The sequence below is a fragment of the Pseudomonas sp. FME51 genome (genome assembly GCF_014897305.1).
The window spans coordinates 71439-86962 of the sequence record NZ_JABUYN010000005.1 but is presented as its reverse complement, the minus strand read 5'-3'; the positions used below and the strand labels follow the sequence as shown (position 1 = coordinate 86962).

The following is a 15524-nucleotide window of genomic DNA, read 5'->3' as shown; positions in this document are numbered from 1 at the left end:
TGTAGCGGAAACGCCGTCCCAGAGCAGTCGCGTCTCGGTACCGAGACACTTTTTCACGCCCATGCGTATTCACAACATGAATGCCGGTTATTGGCGGGTTTCGTTTTTCATCGTCGGGTCTTTTGCGTAATGTATTGGTCCGTTCAGTCCATGCCGGCAGGCGTTTTTACACCCTTGCCCGGCGTACAAATACAAACTCTGGAGAAGCAATATGGCTTCGTTTGAAGACGTCAAACAGGTAGGTGTGATCGGTGCCGGCACCATGGGCCGTGGCATCGTCATGAACTTCGTCAATGCAGGTTATCCGGTGGTCTGGCTGGATGTGAATGCCGAGATGCTGGAGAAGGGGCTGGTTGATATCGCCAGTGTCTACAAGCGCTCCGTCGCCCAGCAGCGTTTCGATGATGCCGAGGCTCAAGCCCGTCTGCAGCGCATCTCCACAACCCAGGATTACGCGGCGTTGGCCGATATGGATCTGGTGGTCGAAGCTGTCTATGAAAACATGGATCTGAAAAAAACCATCTTTGCCGAGCTGGACAAGGCGGTGAAGCCTTCCGCGATTCTGGCGACCAATACCTCCTATCTGGATATCGACGAAATCGCCTCCGCTACCAAGCGGCCGGCACAGGTGCTGGGCCTGCACTTCTTCAGCCCGGCGCACATCATGAAACTGCTGGAAGTGGTACGTGGTAAAGCCACCGCTCAGGATGTGATGGATACCTGCCTGGCGGTCGGCAGCAAGATCGGCAAGGAAGCAGTACTGGCCGGCAACTGCCATGGCTTCATCGGCAACCGGATGCTGTCGATGTATTCTCGTCAGTCCCGCGAAGTGGTGTTGGAAGGTGCTACGCCCTGGCAGGTGGATCAGGCGCTGCAGGGCTTCGGCATGGCAATGGGCCCGTACCGCATGTATGACGTGGTTGGTGTCGATCTGGGCTGGCGCTCCCGGCAGTTGGCGGGCCTGGGGCGTGGCGAGCCGATTGTCTGGCTGGACAACCGTCTGTGTGAAATGGAGCGTTTCGGTCAGAAGAGCGGCCATGGCTTCTATCGTTACGAGCCGGGCAGCCGCCAGGCGATCCATGATCCGGAAACCGACATGATGGCCCGTGAAGTGGCTGAAGAGGCGGGTTACACCCAGCGCGAGGTCGGTAACGAGGAAGTCGTTCAGCGTTGTATTCTGGCACTGGTCAATGAAGGCGCGCGCATTCTGGATGAAGGTTTTGCTGAAAGTCCGGAAGACATCGATCGCGTCTACCGCTTTGGCTATGGTTTCCCGGCCGAGCGTGGCGGGCCGATGGCCTATGCCGATAGTCTGGGGCTGGATGTGGTTCTGCAGCAGATTCGCGAACTGGAAGCCAGCCAGGGCGAGTTCTGGAAGCCGGCTGCCGGGTTGGTTAAGCGTGCTGAAGCGGGTGAAAAGTTCATCGGCTGAGCCACTACCGCACCGACTGCCGTTATGGCGTCGGTGCGCGACTACCCTGAGACCCGCCGTACAGGCTGGTCTACCTCAGTTACTGGTGACCGGATTACCTGTCACCGGCTCGCCATCCAGCGTCGCTTCCTTGAGCATGATCTGATAATGCTGCCCATCGGTTTCGATCTGACTCAGGCGGACCAGCAGATATTGCCAGTCTTTGGCGAACCACAAGGTGGTTTCACGTTTGGCGCCGGGCTCGCGTACACGCTCGACTTCCACAGCGTCGAATTGGCCGGCACGCGTGGTAACGCGTTTTTCGCCGGTTACCCGAAAGCGGTACTCTTCGATTTCATCCTCATCCGCGACGCGATAGCGCATTTCCGTTTTGCCGGCCATGAGGTCGCGCTGCAGGGCAAGTTGATAGGTTGTGCGGTCGAGCAATCCGGGTTCGGTTGGCAGGCTGAAGGCTTCCTTCTTGTGCTCACCGGTGACAACCCCTGCTTCCCAATCGAAGTTCTGAGTGGTCAAGCGACCACGGCCCAGGCCTTTGCGTTCATAGCGATAGCTGAGCGGGACCAGTTGTTCATTGTCCAGCCGGAGCAGGCTCTCTTCGGTCAGCCTGGCGACAAACATTCCGGCTTGGAAGGAGAGCGTCCAGGTACCGTCAGGGTTGGCTTGCAGGCTGTGCGTGGCTTCGCCATTGACTGGGATCTTCTTCATATCAGCAGCGTAGCTGGCGCTGAAGGGAACCAGTGGCTGGGCACTCACCAGGCTACTGCCAAGTGCCAGAACGGCCGCCGCCAGCCAGCGGCCGGGCCGGCGGAACAAGAGCGAACTGCTGTCAATCATTGAAATGACCTCGCGTGTCGGTTTCGAATTGATCCAGCCTGAGGCCGCACGGAGCCAGGGGTTTACCATCCAGGCAGGCTCGGCCATCCAGCAGTCGCAGGCGACCGTTGGCATACAGCATAGCAGCCAGCGGGTAGAGACTGTGCTCTGTATGGCGAACACGCTCGGCGAGCGACTCTGGGGTGTCATCGGCGAGGATGGGCACATGTGACTGCAGGATGGCGGGGCCGCCGTCGAGCTCTTCAGTGACAAAATGCACCGTGGCGCCATGCTCGAGATCACCTGCCTCCAGCGCACGCTGATGAGTGTGCAGTCCCGGGTACTTGGGCAGCAGCGACGGATGAATATTCAACAGTCGCCCCTGATAGTGATGGGCGAACTCGGCGGTGAGAATGCGCATGAAGCCGGCCAGTATCACCAGGTCCGGGGCATGCGTATTGATCATGGCTGCGAGCGCCTGATCATAGCTGGCCCGATCAGAAAATGCGCGGTGGTTGAGCACCGCGGTGGGAATGCCGGCCTTGGCGGCACGCTCCAGCCCGAAGGCATCGTCGCGGTTGGAAATCACCGCGACGATGTTGGCCTGTCTGTCGTGCAGAGTATCGATGAAGGCCTGGAGGTTGCTGCCTGATCCGGAGATCAATACGACGATGCGGCAACTCACCTATCAGTTGCCGTTACGCAGTACAACAGCCTCACCGCTGGCATCGGCGGTTTCGATGGTGCCGATGATCCAGGGCTGCTCCCCGGCCTCTTTCAGTACCTGCAATGCGTTGTCGGCCTGGTCTGCGCCGACGCAGACGACCATGCCGACACCGCAGTTCAGTACGCGGTGCATCTCGGTCTCGTCAACGTTGCCCTGTTCCTGCAGCCAGTCGAATACGGCTGGGCGTTTCCAGCTGTTCAGGTCGATGCTGGCGCTGGCATTGTCGGGCAGCACACGCGGAATGTTTTCCAGCAGGCCGCCGCCAGTGATGTGCGCCATGGCCTTGACCGCTCCGGTTTGCTTGATCAGCTGCAGCAGGGCTTTGACGTAGATACGCGTGGGCGCCATCAGCAGGTCGGTCAGTGGTTGACCGTCGAGCTGTACGTTGCTGATGTCGACGCCGGCAACTTCGATGATCTTGCGGATCAGGGAGTAGCCATTGGAGTGTGGGCCGGAGGACGGCAGTGCCAACAGGACGTCGCCTGGCTGCACCTTGCTGCCATCGATGATCTCGGCCTTTTCCACCACGCCTACACAGAAGCCGGCCAGGTCGTAGTCGTCGCCTTCATACATGCCGGGCATTTCAGCGGTTTCGCCGCCTACCAGGGCGCAGCCAGACAGCTCACAACCAGCGCCGATACCGGTAACCACCTGCGCGGCGACATCAATGTTCAGCTTGCCGGTGGCGTAGTAGTCGAGAAAGAACAGGGGTTCTGCACCGCATACCACCAAATCGTTCACGCACATGGCAACCAGGTCGATACCGATTTGATCATGCTTGTTCAAGTCGATCGCCAGGCGCAGCTTGGTGCCCACGCCGTCGGTGCCAGAAACCAGTACCGGTTGCTTATAGCCTGCCGGGATTTCGCACAGCGCACCAAACCCGCCCAGGCCACCCATGACTTCCGGGCGCGCAGTACGTTTGGCGACATGCTTGATGCGATCTACAAGCGCGTTTCCAGCGTCGATATCGACACCGGCGTCCTTGTAACTGATGGAGGGCTTGGAGGGCGTTTGGCTGCTCATGCGTGGGTCTCGAGTGATCAAAGGGAGAGGGCGGGCCGTCATGTTTTCGGCTGTCGCGGCATAGCGCGCTAGTGTATCAATTCATCGCGCGCGCGACCATGCTCGAGCGACTTTGGATGACTGCGGTTGCCGCCGATCCAGCGCTTGTTTAATGTATGCGCTTTAAGAGCGCTGTGTCATGGCCGGTTTCGGGGCATACAGCAGCATCATCAAATGGAATTACCCATGCGTTTCAAGCAAAAAGTCCGGTTGCTCCTGTTGTGTATTACCGCCCTGGCATCTTTCAATCTCTGGGCGGCGGTACTGGATGATCTCTATCAGGTGGAATTGACGCAGGCAGAGGGCCAGAGCCGCGATGAGGTGATGCGTGACGCGACCATCGTCATGCTGCAACGGCTGGCGGGCAGCGATATCGCGCTGCAGCGTGGGTCTGTTGCCGCTGCGTTGAAAGCCCCTCAGGATCTCATGCGCCGCATCGGTTCGGCCGATGATGGCAAGGTCCGCATCGAATTCGAGCCTGACGCCCTCAGCGGTGTGCTGCGCGAGGCTGGACTGTCGGCCCTGGGGCGTAACCGACCGGGCATCCTGGTCTGGGCAGTGGAAGCTGGCGAGCTGGGAGATCGATCCATGAGCCCGGTCAGTCCATGGGCGCTATTGCTGAAGGAGGCCGCGACGCACCGTGGTGTTGCTCTGAGTTTCCCCTTGGGCGATCTGCAGGATATGAGTCAGGTCAATGAGCAGGTGATTCGCCAAGCCAGCCGGGATGAGTTGCTGGAAGCCAGTGAGCGTTATCCAGCAGAAGGTACGCTGGTGCTGACGATTGCCGGGCAAGGTGAGCAGGCAGCATTGGACTGGACTCTGTGGCTGAACGATCAAAGCAGCTCCGGTCGTATCACGGGCACCGCCGATGCAGCGGCAGATGAACTGATGACGCGCATGGCTGACGTCGTTTTTGCGCAATATTCGATTTCCGCGGCTGGTGCTGAGGACGTGTCCGGCTGGCAACTGCATGTCGAGGGCATCAACAGTGCCGCTGATTATTCCAGTCTGCTGCGCATGGTTCGTCAACTCGGCTCGCAACAGCAAGCCAAGGTAGTCGCCATCGACGGGGATACCGTACTGCTGCAGGTGCGTTTTCCGGGCAATGAATCCCAGCTTGAACGCTTGCTGAATCTCGATATGCGCCTGCAACGTATTCCCGAGCCGATACCGGAGCCAGAACCCGAGTCGGCGCCGCGTGCTTTGGAGCAGCAGACGGATGAGAGCTCGGCCGTAGCTGAATCAATGGATATGTCGGACCCAGCTCCGGAGTCGGCAGCTGAACCGGCAGGCGCTGGTGTTCTGCCTCCTGCGGAGCCCGAACAGGTTGCCCCTGTGGTGCCTGCTGCTCCGGCCATACCAACGCTGTATTTCCGCTGGCGCGGCTAAGGATGAAAAACGGGCCGATGCATAGCAATCCAATCAAGGTGGTATCGATCTGATGGCAGCAGGCCAACCTGTGCAACTGCCTCTGGGTGTCAAGCTCAGGGATGAAGCCACCTTCGACAGCTATTTCTGCGGTCCCAATGCCGGGGTGCTGGCAGTGTTGCAGTCGCTGGCCAATCCGCGGGAGCTGCCAGCAGAGTTGTGCGTCTATCTGTGGGGCCCTTCCGGCAGCGGCCGCTCGCATCTGCTTCAGGCTGCCTGTCATCGGATGGCTGAAGCAGGCGGTCTGGCGATGTACCTGCCGCTGGATGAGCTGATGGCCCACGGGCCGGCGTTGCTTGAGGGGATGGAAGAGTTTGATCTGCTGTGTCTGGATGGCCTGGGCGCGCTGGCTGGTCAGGATGATTGGGAAGAAGCGCTGTTCCACCTGTATAACCGTATTCAGCAACGTCAGGGCCGGTTGTTGATCGCCGCGACCGCAGCGCCCCGCGCGCTGGATTTCAATCTGCCAGATCTGGCATCACGCTTGGGTTGGGGGTTGGTCTATCAGTTGCAGGTGCTGGATGACGAGGGTAAGCAGCAGATGCTCAAGCTGCGTGCTGAGCGCCGCGGACTACAGCTGCCTGATGAAGTGGCGCGCTATATCCTCAGTCGTGGAGCGCGCGGCATGAACGAGCTGTTCGCGGCGTTGGAGCAACTGGACCAAGCATCCCTGCAGGCCCAGCATCGTCTTACCATTCCGTTCGTCAAACGGGTAATGGGCTGGTAACGCATAGCGCCCGCATGAGAGCAATTCACTTTGTGGGAGCGGCCTTGGCCGCGAATGGTGCTGGCTGAAAAGCTTCGCGGGCAAGCCCGCTCCCACAAGTCTGGCCCCCGGGAGGTTCACATAGTCAAACTGTGGCAGGCTGTAGCGAGCGTACCCGCTGCGCCTGGAAGCTCCAGCGCACGTAACCCAGCGCGGCGATGAAGTAGGTCACGCTGGTCCCCACCAGAATAGCGCCATACAGCTGACGCTCGGGCTGAAGGCAGGCCAGCACACCATAGACGAAATAGAGATTGATGGCGAAGCACAACCATGCATGAACCCGCGGGTTGCCGGTGACGATCCCCGGCAGGAAGATCAGCAGTGGTATCAGCAGAAAACCACCGATCACCAGCGGGTTGGCGCCATGCAGGTCTGCGAAGAAGGCGTTGTAGACGAACAGACATCCCAGCAGTCCAGCATACGCCAGAGCGGACAAGCCCCGAGTGATGCGTATCCGTGGTTGCAGATAGCTTAGCGGCGGCAGCGGCTTGTCAGCTCTGGACATGAGTAGCCCCAGCCAGCAGTTGACGAGTGATCGTGGTCACGCGTTTGCCGAGCGCACGACACAGAGCGGTTTCATGGTTGTCCAGTGGACGAGAACCATCGCTGCCGGCCAGGTGACTGGCGCCATAGGGTGTGCCGCCACCGCGGGTTTCGGTCAGCGCGCTTTCGCTGTAAGGCAGGCCGACCAGCAGCATGCCGTGGTGCAGTAACGGCAATTGCATTGATAGCAGGGTGCTTTCCTGACCGCCGTGCAGGCTGGCGGTGGTGGTGAATACTGCGGCCGGCTTGCCGGACAGGCTGCCCGACAGCCATAGGCTGCTGGTGCCATCAATGAAGTATTTCAGTGGCGCGGCCATGTTGCCAAACCGGGTGGGACTGCCGAGTATCAGGGCGGCGCAGTTTTTCAGGTCGTCCTCGGTGCAGTACAGCGCCCCACTGTCAGGGATTTCTGGCGCGCTGACGCGGGTCTCGGCGGATACCTTCGGTACGGTGCGCAAGCGTGCTTCCAAACCCGTCTGCTCGACGCCTTCGGCGATCAGGCGGGCCATTTTAGCGGTGGCGCCGTTGTGGCTGTAATACAGCACCAGAACATAGGGGGCGGTCATGCGTATAGCTCCAGAATTTTTTCCGGCGGGCGGGCGATGATGGCCCGGCCATCCCGAATAACGATAGGACGTTCGATCAGCCGTGGATAATCCTCCATGGCTTGAACCAGCTCGGCTTCGCTGAGTTCGGGATTGGCCAGGTTCAGCTCCTTGTAGGTATCTTCGCCCTTGCGGATCAGTTCGCGGGCGGTGAGACCGAGTTGTTGCAACAGGGCGCTGAGGGTGGCACTGTCGGGCGGGGTATCTATGTAATGGATGACTTCCAGCTCATCGCCCTGTTGTTCCAACAGCGCCAATGCCTGGCGCGACTTGGAGCAGCGGGGGTTGTGGTAGATGCGTACCCTGGACATGGCGATCTCCATTCAGGTGGGATTTGGCCCGCATGCTGTGGCTCGGGCGGGGTATGGAAGCTATTCTAAGCAAAACATCGGCTGTCAGGGAGCCTGAATGCCACCTCGATTGCAACTGTTATGGCATTTCTGCCGCTATCTGTTTCGGCGTTTCGGTGAAGACAATTGCGCCAAGAATGCCGCGGCCCTGACCTATACCACGCTGTTTGCCGTGGTACCGGTGATGACCGTCACCTATGCGATGCTTGCGGCGATACCGGCTTTCAATCAGGTCAGTGGTCAGATCGAGGGGTTTATCTTCGATAATTTCGTTCCTTCGACCGGGGCCGCGCTACGAGAGTATCTCAGCGTATTTTCCCAGCAGGCACGGCAATTGACCGGTATCGGTGTCGCAGTGTTGATGGTGACCGCATTCCTGATGTTGCTGAATATCGAGAAGGCCTTCAATGCCATCTGGCGGATCCGTTATCCGCGTCGCGGTATTTCCAGTTTCCTGTTGTACTGGGCCGTGCTGAGTCTCGGGCCACTGTTGTTGGGGGCGGGGTTTGTGGTCAGCACCTATCTGGCCTCTTTGTCCTTCCTGTCCGGTGATGCGGTGCTTGCCACGGCGTGGCGACAATTGTTGGGCTGGTTGCCGCTGCTACTGAGTATCGCCGCCTTCACCCTTATCTACGTGGCCGTGCCCAATACGCGTGTGCGGCTCAAACATGCATTTTCCGGTGGCCTGTTGGTGGCACTGTTGTTCGAGGGGGCGAAGGCCTGTTTCGCTCTGTATGTGGCGTTGTTTCCCAGCTTCCAGCTGATTTACGGCGCCTTCGCCGCCTTTCCGTTATTTTTGCTGTGGATTTACGTCAGCTGGATGATCATTTTGTTTGGCGCCGAGTTGGTATGCAATCTGGGCAGCAGTTTAGCCTGGCAGCGCCCGACCTACCCTCGCCTGATCAACTTGCTCGCCCTGCTGCGGGTGTTTCTCGGCGCGCAGCAGCAGGGCCACACAGTGGATCTGGCCAGAGTGAATGTTGTCGGCTGGCGCATGTCGGAAGAGCTGTGGTTGCAGTTGACCGATTGGCTGGAAGCCCGGCGCATCATCACTCGCGCTCAGCAGGGAGGTTATCTGCTGAGCCGGGACCTGGGGCAGCTGGAACTGGCAGAGTTGCTGGAAGCATTGCCTGAGGCCCTGCCGAGCGTGGCTTCCTTGCCGCTGTTGCTGCAAGGGGACGAGGTCTGGTATCCACCGATTCGTGAGGCATTGGTTGAGCTGGAAGACAGTCGTCGCCACATAATGGCTGGCAGCGTAAAAAGTTGGCTGAGTGGTGATGGCAAGAGTACATCCACAACGGGGGGAGTCACATGAAGAGGGGATTGTGCGGCGGCGTTCTGGCTGCTGCGTTGCTGCTGGTCGGCTGCGGTGAGGGGGAATGGCTGGATCATCAGGGCAGTCGGGTCAGTAGTGCGGACCTCGACGGTCGCTGGGTCGTGGTCAATTACTGGGCCGAGTGGTGCGCTCCCTGCCGCCATGAGCTGCCGGAATTCAACCGGCTGGCGGAGGGGAATCCGCATGTTGCGGTGCTGGGGATCAATTATGACGGCGTCAGTGGCGACCAGCTACGTGAGCTGGCGGAGGCAATGGATATCCAGTTTTCGGTGATGGGCCAGGACTTTGTCGACAGCTATGAACTGGAGCGCCCCCAGGTGCTGCCAACCACCTATGTTTTCAATCCTGAAGGTGAACTGTTGCATAGCCTGGCGGGACCGCAGACCGAGGAGACATTGTTGGCGCTGCTGGATTAGTCCTTGACGTACCAGTAGCGATACCAGTATTCCTGCACCTTGTCCGGGTAGCGGTGGCTGCCGAGGCTGCCGTTATAGCGCGCCAGGGCTCGGCGCAGGTCGCCTTTCTCCCGATCGAGGTAATACTTCAGAATGGTGCAGCCGTAACGCAGATTGGTCGCCAGATCGATCAGGTTGTCTTCGGGGCGCCCCAGTTCGTTCTTCCAGAACGGCATCACCTGCATGACCCCCTGAGCGCCCACGCGGGACAGGGCGTAGCGGTCGAACAGACTTTCCACATGGATCAGCGCCAATACCAGATCCGGCTTCAAGCCGGCTTGTCGGGCTTCGCGATGAACCAATTGCAGGAAGCCCAACCGTTCTGCTTCGTCCGGTATGTAGCGGCGCAACCGGGTGGACATGTCCAGCAGCCAGACTTCAGCATCAAACGCATCGGCAAAGCTGTCCGCCTGGGAGACGGTGTGCATCAGCAATGCACGCAGGTCGGGGTCGACCGGCGGCTGTGTCAGATTGGATGGCATCGCGGCAGGTGCGAGGCTTAGAAGCAGGCAGAACACAATCCATGTGTTACGGGGCATGATCAGGGACGTTCGCTGTTTTCCAGGGCTTGGAGAAAATCGGTCTGCAATTCGGGGTCGCCGATGGTCAGCATCATCAGCATATTCTCCAGCTGATTGGATTCCTCCTCCAGACCGAGTGCGTCAAGCCGATTGATGCGGTAGACCCACTGCGCGACATCGCTTTCTTCCAGGTTGTCATGTACCAGATTGACTGCTTCACGCAAGGTCGAGCGCAGCTCGCGGCTGATCAGCAGGTTCTGGTCGGCCACGATTGCCGGTCCGGCACGGGCAACAAGCTGAATGACGCGCAGACTCTCGAAATCCAGCTCGATGAACTGTTCGCTCAACAGATTCAGGCGCAGCAGGCCGTCATGGTCGGTCTGCAGGGAGAATCGCTTGCCGTCGGCAATCAAACTGATCGGCTGGCTGGCCCATGGCAGTGCCTGATAACTTTCAAGACGATTGACCAGCTGATCCCGGGCGTCGAATTCGGTTACCTGGTGCAGTAGCTGCTCGGTCACATGAATGGTTCGCTGGGGCGAGGTCAGTACCAATTGCTCGCCGACATCGATACGCAGATTGTGGCTGATCAGCTCGCGCTCAACCCGTGCAGCCGCATCCCCGGAGACTTGCGGCTGGCTACTGCAGGCAGTCAGACTCAAGCCGGCGCAGAGCCATAAGGCCCAGGGCAGCAGCGGTTGGCGCATAGCGAAAGATCTCATTGGTTGCGGGTGCGTTCGATCAGGAAATCGAGCATATCGGCAACCGGCATGCTGCTGGCATCCTGGTCGCGGCGATACTTGTATTCTAACTGGCCGTCGGCCAGACCGCGATCGCTGATGACCACGCGGTGGGGAATACCGATCAGGTCCATATCGGCAAACTTGATACCGGGGCTGACCTTCTTGTCGCGATCATCCAGCAGTACCTCGATACCGGCTTGCTGCAGGCCGTGGTACAGCTGCTCGGTTGTCTCGCGCACTGCATCGGAGCTTTCCATTTTCATTGGAATCAATGTCACCTGGAAGGGCGCCAGAGCGTCAGGCCAGAGGATGCCGCGGGTGTCGTGATGTTGCTCAATGGCGGAGGCGACAACGCGAGACACACCGATGCCGTAGCAACCCATGCTCAGAATCGAGGTCTTGCCCTGTTCGTTGAGTACGCTGCACTGCATGGCTTCGCTGTATTTGCTGCCCAGTTGGAAGATATGCCCGACTTCGATACCACGCTTGATCACCAGCGTGCCATTGCCATCCGGGCTGGCGTCGCCCTCCACCACGTTGCGCAGGTCGGCAGTCTCATCGAAGCGCGCATCACGATCCCAGTTTACCCCGACGAAATGCTTGCCATCCTGGTTTGCTCCACAGACGAAATCCGCCAGATGGGCAGCGCTGTGGTCGGCAATGATCTTGATGTTCATGCCAGCAGGGCCGATGGAGCCGGGCTTGCAACCGATCGCCTGTTGGATCTGCGCTTCGCTGGCAAAGGTCAGTGGTGCATGGATGGCCGGATGATTCTCGGCCTTGATTTCATTCAGTTCGTGATCGCCACGCAGAATGAGTGCCACCAATGGCTGCGGCGCGTCTTCTTCAGTGGTGCCGAGCACGATCAGCGATTTGACGGTGCGTTCTGCGGGCAAGCCGAGGAAGTCGCATATCGCCTCAATCGTGGTCTGGTTAGGTGTATCTACCAGCGTTTTCTCTTCGGAGGCAGCCGGGCGCTCGCCCTGGGGGGGAAGGGCTGTGGCTTTCTCAATGTTGGCGGCGTAGCTGCCGGTGTCGGAAAAGACGATGGCATCTTCGCCGGAATCAGCGAGTACATGGAACTCATGGGAGCCTACGCCGCCGATGGAGCCGTTATCGGCGACGACCGGACGGTAGTTCAGGCCCAGGCGGCTGAATATATTGCAGTACGCCTGGTACATGCGGTCATAGGTCTGCTGCAGCGATGCCTGATCCATGTGGAAGGAGTAGGCGTCCTTCATGATGAATTCGCGGGACCGCATCAGGCCGAAGCGCGGACGGATTTCGTCGCGGAACTTGGTCTGGATCTGGTACATGTTGAGGGGCAGCTGCTTGTAGCTGGTGATCTCGGTGCGTGCAAGATCGGTAATGACTTCTTCGTGGGTCGGGCCGAGACAGAAGTCGCGGTCATGCCGATCCTTCAGACGGAGCAGTTCAGGACCGTACTGCTCCCAGCGACCTGACTCCTGCCACAGTTCTGCCGGCTGGATGGCTGGCATCAGCACTTCGAGCGCGCCAGCACTGTCCATTTCCTCGCGTACCACTTTCTCAGCCTTGCGCAGCACTCGCAGGCCCATGGGCAGCCACGTATACAGGCCCGATGCGATCTTGCGGATCATGCCGGCACGCAGCATCAGCTGGTGGCTTATGACGGTCGCGTCGGTGGGGGTTTCCTTGAGTGTGGAGATCAAATATTGACTGGTACGCATGGGAAAGGAACGTCCTGGAAGCAGAGTCGAAGAATGCGGCTCATTGTACGTTTGTCCCATGGCGGCGTATAGCCTGCTGCGCGGGCTCAAGATCGAAAATGCAAGGCTTGGACGGGGTAGATTGTCCGCAAAGAACAAACCCGGCCGGAGCCGGGTTTGTTCTTTGGTTACAGCAGGACTGCTTAGAGCAGGTTCCAGGTATAGGAAGCGATCAGACGGTTCTCGTCGATGTCGCCACTGCCGATTGCCTGGCGCACCGTTGCATTACGCCAAACCAGGTCTACACCCTGCATGAAGCCCCGTTGGACGGTGTAGCGGATATCGGTATCGCGTTCCCAGCGTGTATCGCTGACGCCAGGAGCGGTATCGATATTGTTACCTTTGACATAGCGAGTCATGAAAGTCAGGCCGGGGATACCCATGCCTTCAAAGTCATAGTCATAACGTGCTTGCCAGGAGCGTTCATCCTTGGCGTTGAAATCGAGTACCTGGATTGAGTTGGCCAGGTAAATACCGGAGTCGAAGTACTCGAAACCAGCATCACCGCTCATGTGTTGGTAGGCAACAGTGAAGTCATGGAAGCCTGCGCCCAGGCTGAATGCCAGTGATGCCGCGTCGTTGTCATAACCCATCCCGGAATTGCTACCTGCAAGACTGTCATCCGAGGTCTTGTAGTAGGACAGGTCAGTCGTCAGGCTCATGTCGTTTGCCAGATCGGCAGTGTGCGCAATGCCGGCAAAGTGACGCTTCCACAGGTCTTCGGCTTTGGAGGTATACAGCGAGGCGCTGAGATTATCAGCAAACTCGTAAGTACCACCCAAATAATCAACGTTCTGGTCTTCAACACCATCGAAGGCACCTTCGCGCTGCGAAGACATGCCCATTTCGCCACGATCCGTCATGCGCCCGGCCTCTACAAGCAGGCCGTCGATGGAGGTGTTGGTGATGCTGTAGCCGAAATAATGGTTGGGCAGCAGCCGGGCATCTTCATAATTGATGACCGGGTTTTCGGTCAGGTGCACACCATAACGCAGAACGGTATCGCCAGCGATGTTGGCTTTGACTGCACCACGGATTTCTGCATATTCTGCAACGGTGTCACCACTGGAATCAGTCGGCAGCATATTCAGCTTACCGTTATGACCGCCGCTACTGTCGAGCTTGATGCCAGCCAGGGCCAGTACGTCCGCACCCAGACCGACAGGACCTTGGGTGTAACCAGACTGAAAGTTGAGTCTGAAGCCGGTTGCGGCTTCTTCTCCACGGCTCACTGAACCGTTCTGGTTGGTTTGGCCTGGATCCCTGAAATCACGGTTGAAATACAGCGTGCGGCTTTCCAGGGTGGCGCTGGCTCCTTCAACGAATCCTTCGCCTTGCGCTACAGCCTGAGTTGCGATAAGACCGTTCCCCATGGCGACCGCCAGGGCAACAGAACTCCATTTAACAGTGTTTTTCATTGTCGTGTGCTCCTTCATTTGAAAAGAGGTGCTCTGGCTGGATTCCCTTGAGCAGGTTCTTTCAGATCCATGTCGTCTTTAAGTAAAGCATCAAAGTCGAGGAAATGCTAAAGCGATACGTAAAAAATCTGCGTTTGGCTTATGCATTCATCTCGGTAACTTTATCGCCTGGTGTATGATTGTTTTATAGAGCAAGAGCTTAGCGGGTCCATGCCTCATTTCTTTGATCTACCTCACGCTTTGGCAGGATTCATAACCCATTCCCTGTAAGGAAGTCATTATGTACAGTCTGCATCCACAACTCGTCAATGATGGCCTTTGGGTAGGTGACTTTGAGTTAAGTACTCTTTTGCTTATCAACGATATGCAATATCCGTGGTTCGTGCTGGTGCCCCGGCGCGAGGACATCACTGAGGTATTTCAGCTGGCTCAGGCCGACCGCCAGCAGTTACTGGATGAATCATGCGCGCTGGCAGAGGCGTTGAAAGATGCTTTTTCAGCGCACAAGATCAATATCGCAACGCTCGGTAATATGGTCAGCCAGTTACATGTGCACCATGTCGTGCGATATCGGCACGATGCGGCCTGGCCTGCCCCAGTTTGGGGCAAGTTGCCTGCGGTGGCCTACGACGAAGAGCAGTTGAACGGATGTATACAGCGGTTGAAACAGGTGCTGACAACCAACTTCACTTATGCGGAGCAGTTCAAGTGACTGAGCAATTGATAGCGAGAATGGATGAGCTGGAAGTGCGCCTGGCGTTTCAGGATGACACCATACAAGCGCTGAATGATGTGGTGAGTCGCCAGGAGTTGGAACTTGGAAAACTGCGGCGGGCTTTGGAGTTGGTGGCCCGCCGGCAGGCTGATCTTGCGGCATCCATGCCGGGGGATGCGGAGGATGATCAGCCTCCGCCCCATTACTGACGGCAGTTCAGTCCAGTGGCTCGACGTCTTCGGCCTGCAAGCCTTTCTCGCGGTGTGCCACGACGAACTCTACCCGCTGACCTTCCAGCAATACACGGTGTCCTTCGCCACGGATCGCACGGAAGTGCACGAAGACATCTTCACCCTGGTCCCGTGAGATGAAGCCGAAACCCTTGCTGGTGTTGAACCACTTCACCGTTCCCATTTCCCGTGCATTGTCGTCCATGCGATGTGAGCGGGTCGGGCGGGGCAACATGCCGGTCAACGTGAGTGCGGCAAAAAGACAGACGCCGGCGACGCTGATGCCGATCGCCAGGGTCAGCAAGGTACCGGCTGCCGGGTTGGCTAATAATGTCACCAGCGGAACCAGCGCGCCGATCAGCAGTAACACCGAGCCGAGAACGGACAGGGTATTGCGTATGGGGGAGCGGCTGCGGTTGGTATTGCTGAATTGCTGAATATTGACCAGCCCCAACAGCATGGCGGAGATTGCTGAAAGGTCGATGAGGCCATTCTGACTGAAGAAGGGCACGCTTAAATAGAGACCGGACAGCAGTGCTGCCAGGCCGACGATCAAGTGAAGGTAACGGATACTGTTCAAAACGATTCATCCTGTTGCAACGGTGGCTATGACGGATCCGGCGGTAGTT

The 15524-nt window shown here is 58.3% G+C and carries 18 protein-coding genes; 7 read left to right on the top strand and 11 right to left on the bottom strand.

What is annotated here, in order from left to right; genetic code table 11:
• Positions 1-211: 211 nt before the first annotated feature.
• A complete protein-coding gene (locus INT39_RS10525) occupies positions 212-1432 on the top strand; it encodes a 3-hydroxyacyl-CoA dehydrogenase (RefSeq protein WP_193073877.1) in 1221 nt (406 codons plus the stop codon).
• Positions 1433-1507: 75 nt separating this feature from the next.
• On the opposite strand, the gene INT39_RS10520 is transcribed toward INT39_RS10525, so the two are convergent.
• The 3 genes from INT39_RS10520 to purM are packed head-to-tail and all read right to left on the bottom strand — an operon-like array spanning position 1508 to position 3998.
• On the bottom strand, positions 1508-2266 hold the full coding sequence (locus tag INT39_RS10520) for a DUF3108 domain-containing protein (RefSeq protein WP_193073876.1): 759 nt from the start codon (positions 2264-2266) through the stop codon (positions 1508-1510).
• Positions 2259-2930 (bottom strand): phosphoribosylglycinamide formyltransferase, encoded by a 672-nt coding sequence (purN, locus tag INT39_RS10515; RefSeq protein WP_193073875.1) that lies wholly within the window; start codon positions 2928-2930, stop codon positions 2259-2261. Before purN ends, INT39_RS10520 begins: the two co-directional genes overlap by 8 nt.
• Positions 2931-2933: 3 nt before the next feature.
• A complete protein-coding gene (gene purM, locus INT39_RS10510; RefSeq protein ID WP_193073874.1) occupies positions 2934-3998 on the bottom strand; it encodes a phosphoribosylformylglycinamidine cyclo-ligase in 1065 nt (354 codons plus the stop codon).
• Between the two features lie 225 nt (positions 3999-4223).
• Here purM and INT39_RS10505 point away from each other — a divergent pair, with 225 nt between their 5' ends.
• Entirely contained in the window at positions 4224-5426 is a 1203-nt protein-coding gene (locus INT39_RS10505; protein WP_193073873.1) for a DUF2066 domain-containing protein, read from the top strand.
• A gap of 52 nt (positions 5427-5478) precedes the next feature.
• Positions 5479-6192: a DnaA regulatory inactivator Hda gene (gene hda / locus INT39_RS10500; RefSeq protein ID WP_193073872.1), complete on the top strand. Its 714-nt coding sequence runs from the start codon at positions 5479-5481 to the stop codon at positions 6190-6192.
• Positions 6193-6316: 124 nt separating this feature from the next.
• On the opposite strand, the gene INT39_RS10495 is transcribed toward hda, so the two are convergent.
• The 3 genes from INT39_RS10495 to arsC are packed head-to-tail and all read right to left on the bottom strand — an operon-like array spanning position 6317 to position 7690.
• On the bottom strand, positions 6317-6736 hold the full coding sequence (locus INT39_RS10495) for a DUF2069 domain-containing protein (RefSeq protein WP_193073871.1): 420 nt from the start codon (positions 6734-6736) through the stop codon (positions 6317-6319).
• Positions 6723-7340 carry an NAD(P)H:quinone oxidoreductase gene (gene wrbA, locus INT39_RS10490; protein ID WP_193073870.1) on the bottom strand — a complete coding sequence of 206 codons (618 nt, stop codon included), beginning with the start codon at positions 7338-7340 and terminating at the stop codon, positions 6723-6725. The genes INT39_RS10495 and wrbA overlap by 14 nt, the downstream gene beginning before the upstream one ends.
• Positions 7337-7690: an arsenate reductase (glutaredoxin) gene (gene arsC / locus INT39_RS10485; RefSeq protein WP_193073869.1), complete on the bottom strand. Its 354-nt coding sequence runs from the start codon at positions 7688-7690 to the stop codon at positions 7337-7339. The genes wrbA and arsC overlap by 4 nt, the downstream gene beginning before the upstream one ends.
• Positions 7691-7787: 97 nt before the next feature.
• Between arsC and INT39_RS10480 the strand changes: the two genes are divergently transcribed.
• Both INT39_RS10480 and INT39_RS10475 read left to right on the top strand, forming a co-directional pair.
• Positions 7788-9044, top strand: coding sequence for a YihY family inner membrane protein (locus tag INT39_RS10480; RefSeq protein WP_193073868.1), 1257 nt, complete (start codon positions 7788-7790; stop codon positions 9042-9044).
• Entirely contained in the window at positions 9041-9481 is a 441-nt protein-coding gene (locus INT39_RS10475) for a TlpA family protein disulfide reductase (RefSeq protein ID WP_193073867.1), read from the top strand. Before INT39_RS10480 ends, INT39_RS10475 begins: the two co-directional genes overlap by 4 nt.
• Here the strand turns inward: INT39_RS10475 and INT39_RS10470 are convergent.
• The 4 genes from INT39_RS10470 to INT39_RS10455 all read right to left on the bottom strand — a co-directional run bounded on the left by INT39_RS10470 (position 9478) and on the right by INT39_RS10455 (position 13950).
• On the bottom strand, positions 9478-10059 hold the full coding sequence (locus INT39_RS10470; protein ID WP_193073866.1) for a lytic transglycosylase domain-containing protein: 582 nt from the start codon (positions 10057-10059) through the stop codon (positions 9478-9480). The genes INT39_RS10475 and INT39_RS10470 overlap by 4 nt on opposite strands.
• Positions 10060-10061: 2 nt before the next feature.
• Complete coding sequence (locus tag INT39_RS10465; RefSeq protein ID WP_193073865.1) at positions 10062-10748, bottom strand: hypothetical protein; 687 nt, start codon at positions 10746-10748, stop codon at positions 10062-10064.
• Positions 10749-10759: 11 nt separating this feature from the next.
• Positions 10760-12493, bottom strand: a complete 1734-nt coding sequence (locus tag INT39_RS10460; protein ID WP_193073864.1) for a proline--tRNA ligase — start codon at positions 12491-12493, stop codon at positions 10760-10762.
• A gap of 182 nt (positions 12494-12675) precedes the next feature.
• Positions 12676-13950 carry an OprD family outer membrane porin gene (locus INT39_RS10455; protein WP_193073863.1) on the bottom strand — a complete coding sequence of 425 codons (1275 nt, stop codon included), beginning with the start codon at positions 13948-13950 and terminating at the stop codon, positions 12676-12678.
• A gap of 280 nt (positions 13951-14230) precedes the next feature.
• Between INT39_RS10455 and INT39_RS10450 the strand changes: the two genes are divergently transcribed.
• A complete protein-coding gene (locus INT39_RS10450; RefSeq protein ID WP_193073862.1) occupies positions 14231-14662 on the top strand; it encodes an HIT domain-containing protein in 432 nt (143 codons plus the stop codon).
• Positions 14663-14682: 20 nt separating this feature from the next.
• Positions 14683-14874: a SlyX family protein gene (locus INT39_RS10445; protein WP_226944726.1), complete on the top strand. Its 192-nt coding sequence runs from the start codon at positions 14683-14685 to the stop codon at positions 14872-14874.
• A gap of 7 nt (positions 14875-14881) precedes the next feature.
• On the opposite strand, the gene INT39_RS22815 is transcribed toward INT39_RS10445, so the two are convergent.
• The gene (locus INT39_RS22815; RefSeq protein ID WP_319021343.1) at positions 14882-15475 is read right to left on the bottom strand and encodes a cold-shock protein; all 594 of its coding nucleotides are present in this window, start codon (positions 15473-15475) and stop codon (positions 14882-14884) included.
• Between the last annotated feature and the right edge of the window lie 49 nt (positions 15476-15524).

Coding starts and splice junctions, on each gene's coding strand:
- INT39_RS10525 (WP_193073877.1), top strand. CDS start 212: ATGGCTTCGTTTGAAGACGTCAAACAGGTAGGTGTGATCGGTGCCGGC.
- INT39_RS10520 (WP_193073876.1), bottom strand. CDS start 2,266: ATGATTGACAGCAGTTCGCTCTTGTTCCGCCGGCCCGGCCGCTGGCTG.
- purM (WP_193073874.1), bottom strand. CDS start 3,998: ATGAGCAGCCAAACGCCCTCCAAGCCCTCCATCAGTTACAAGGACGCC.
- INT39_RS10505 (WP_193073873.1), top strand. CDS start 4,224: ATGCGTTTCAAGCAAAAAGTCCGGTTGCTCCTGTTGTGTATTACCGCC.
- hda (WP_193073872.1), top strand. CDS start 5,479: ATGGCAGCAGGCCAACCTGTGCAACTGCCTCTGGGTGTCAAGCTCAGG.
- INT39_RS10495 (WP_193073871.1), bottom strand. CDS start 6,736: ATGTCCAGAGCTGACAAGCCGCTGCCGCCGCTAAGCTATCTGCAACCA.
- wrbA (WP_193073870.1), bottom strand. CDS start 7,340: ATGACCGCCCCCTATGTTCTGGTGCTGTATTACAGCCACAACGGCGCC.
- arsC (WP_193073869.1), bottom strand. CDS start 7,690: ATGTCCAGGGTACGCATCTACCACAACCCCCGCTGCTCCAAGTCGCGC.
- INT39_RS10480 (WP_193073868.1), top strand. CDS start 7,788: ATGCCACCTCGATTGCAACTGTTATGGCATTTCTGCCGCTATCTGTTT.
- INT39_RS10475 (WP_193073867.1), top strand. CDS start 9,041: ATGAAGAGGGGATTGTGCGGCGGCGTTCTGGCTGCTGCGTTGCTGCTG.
- INT39_RS10470 (WP_193073866.1), bottom strand. CDS start 10,059: ATGCCCCGTAACACATGGATTGTGTTCTGCCTGCTTCTAAGCCTCGCA.
- INT39_RS10465 (WP_193073865.1), bottom strand. CDS start 10,748: ATGCGCCAACCGCTGCTGCCCTGGGCCTTATGGCTCTGCGCCGGCTTG.
- INT39_RS10460 (WP_193073864.1), bottom strand. CDS start 12,493: ATGCGTACCAGTCAATATTTGATCTCCACACTCAAGGAAACCCCCACC.
- INT39_RS10455 (WP_193073863.1), bottom strand. CDS start 13,950: ATGAAAAACACTGTTAAATGGAGTTCTGTTGCCCTGGCGGTCGCCATG.
- INT39_RS10450 (WP_193073862.1), top strand. CDS start 14,231: ATGTACAGTCTGCATCCACAACTCGTCAATGATGGCCTTTGGGTAGGT.
- INT39_RS10445 (WP_226944726.1), top strand. CDS start 14,683: ATGGATGAGCTGGAAGTGCGCCTGGCGTTTCAGGATGACACCATACAA.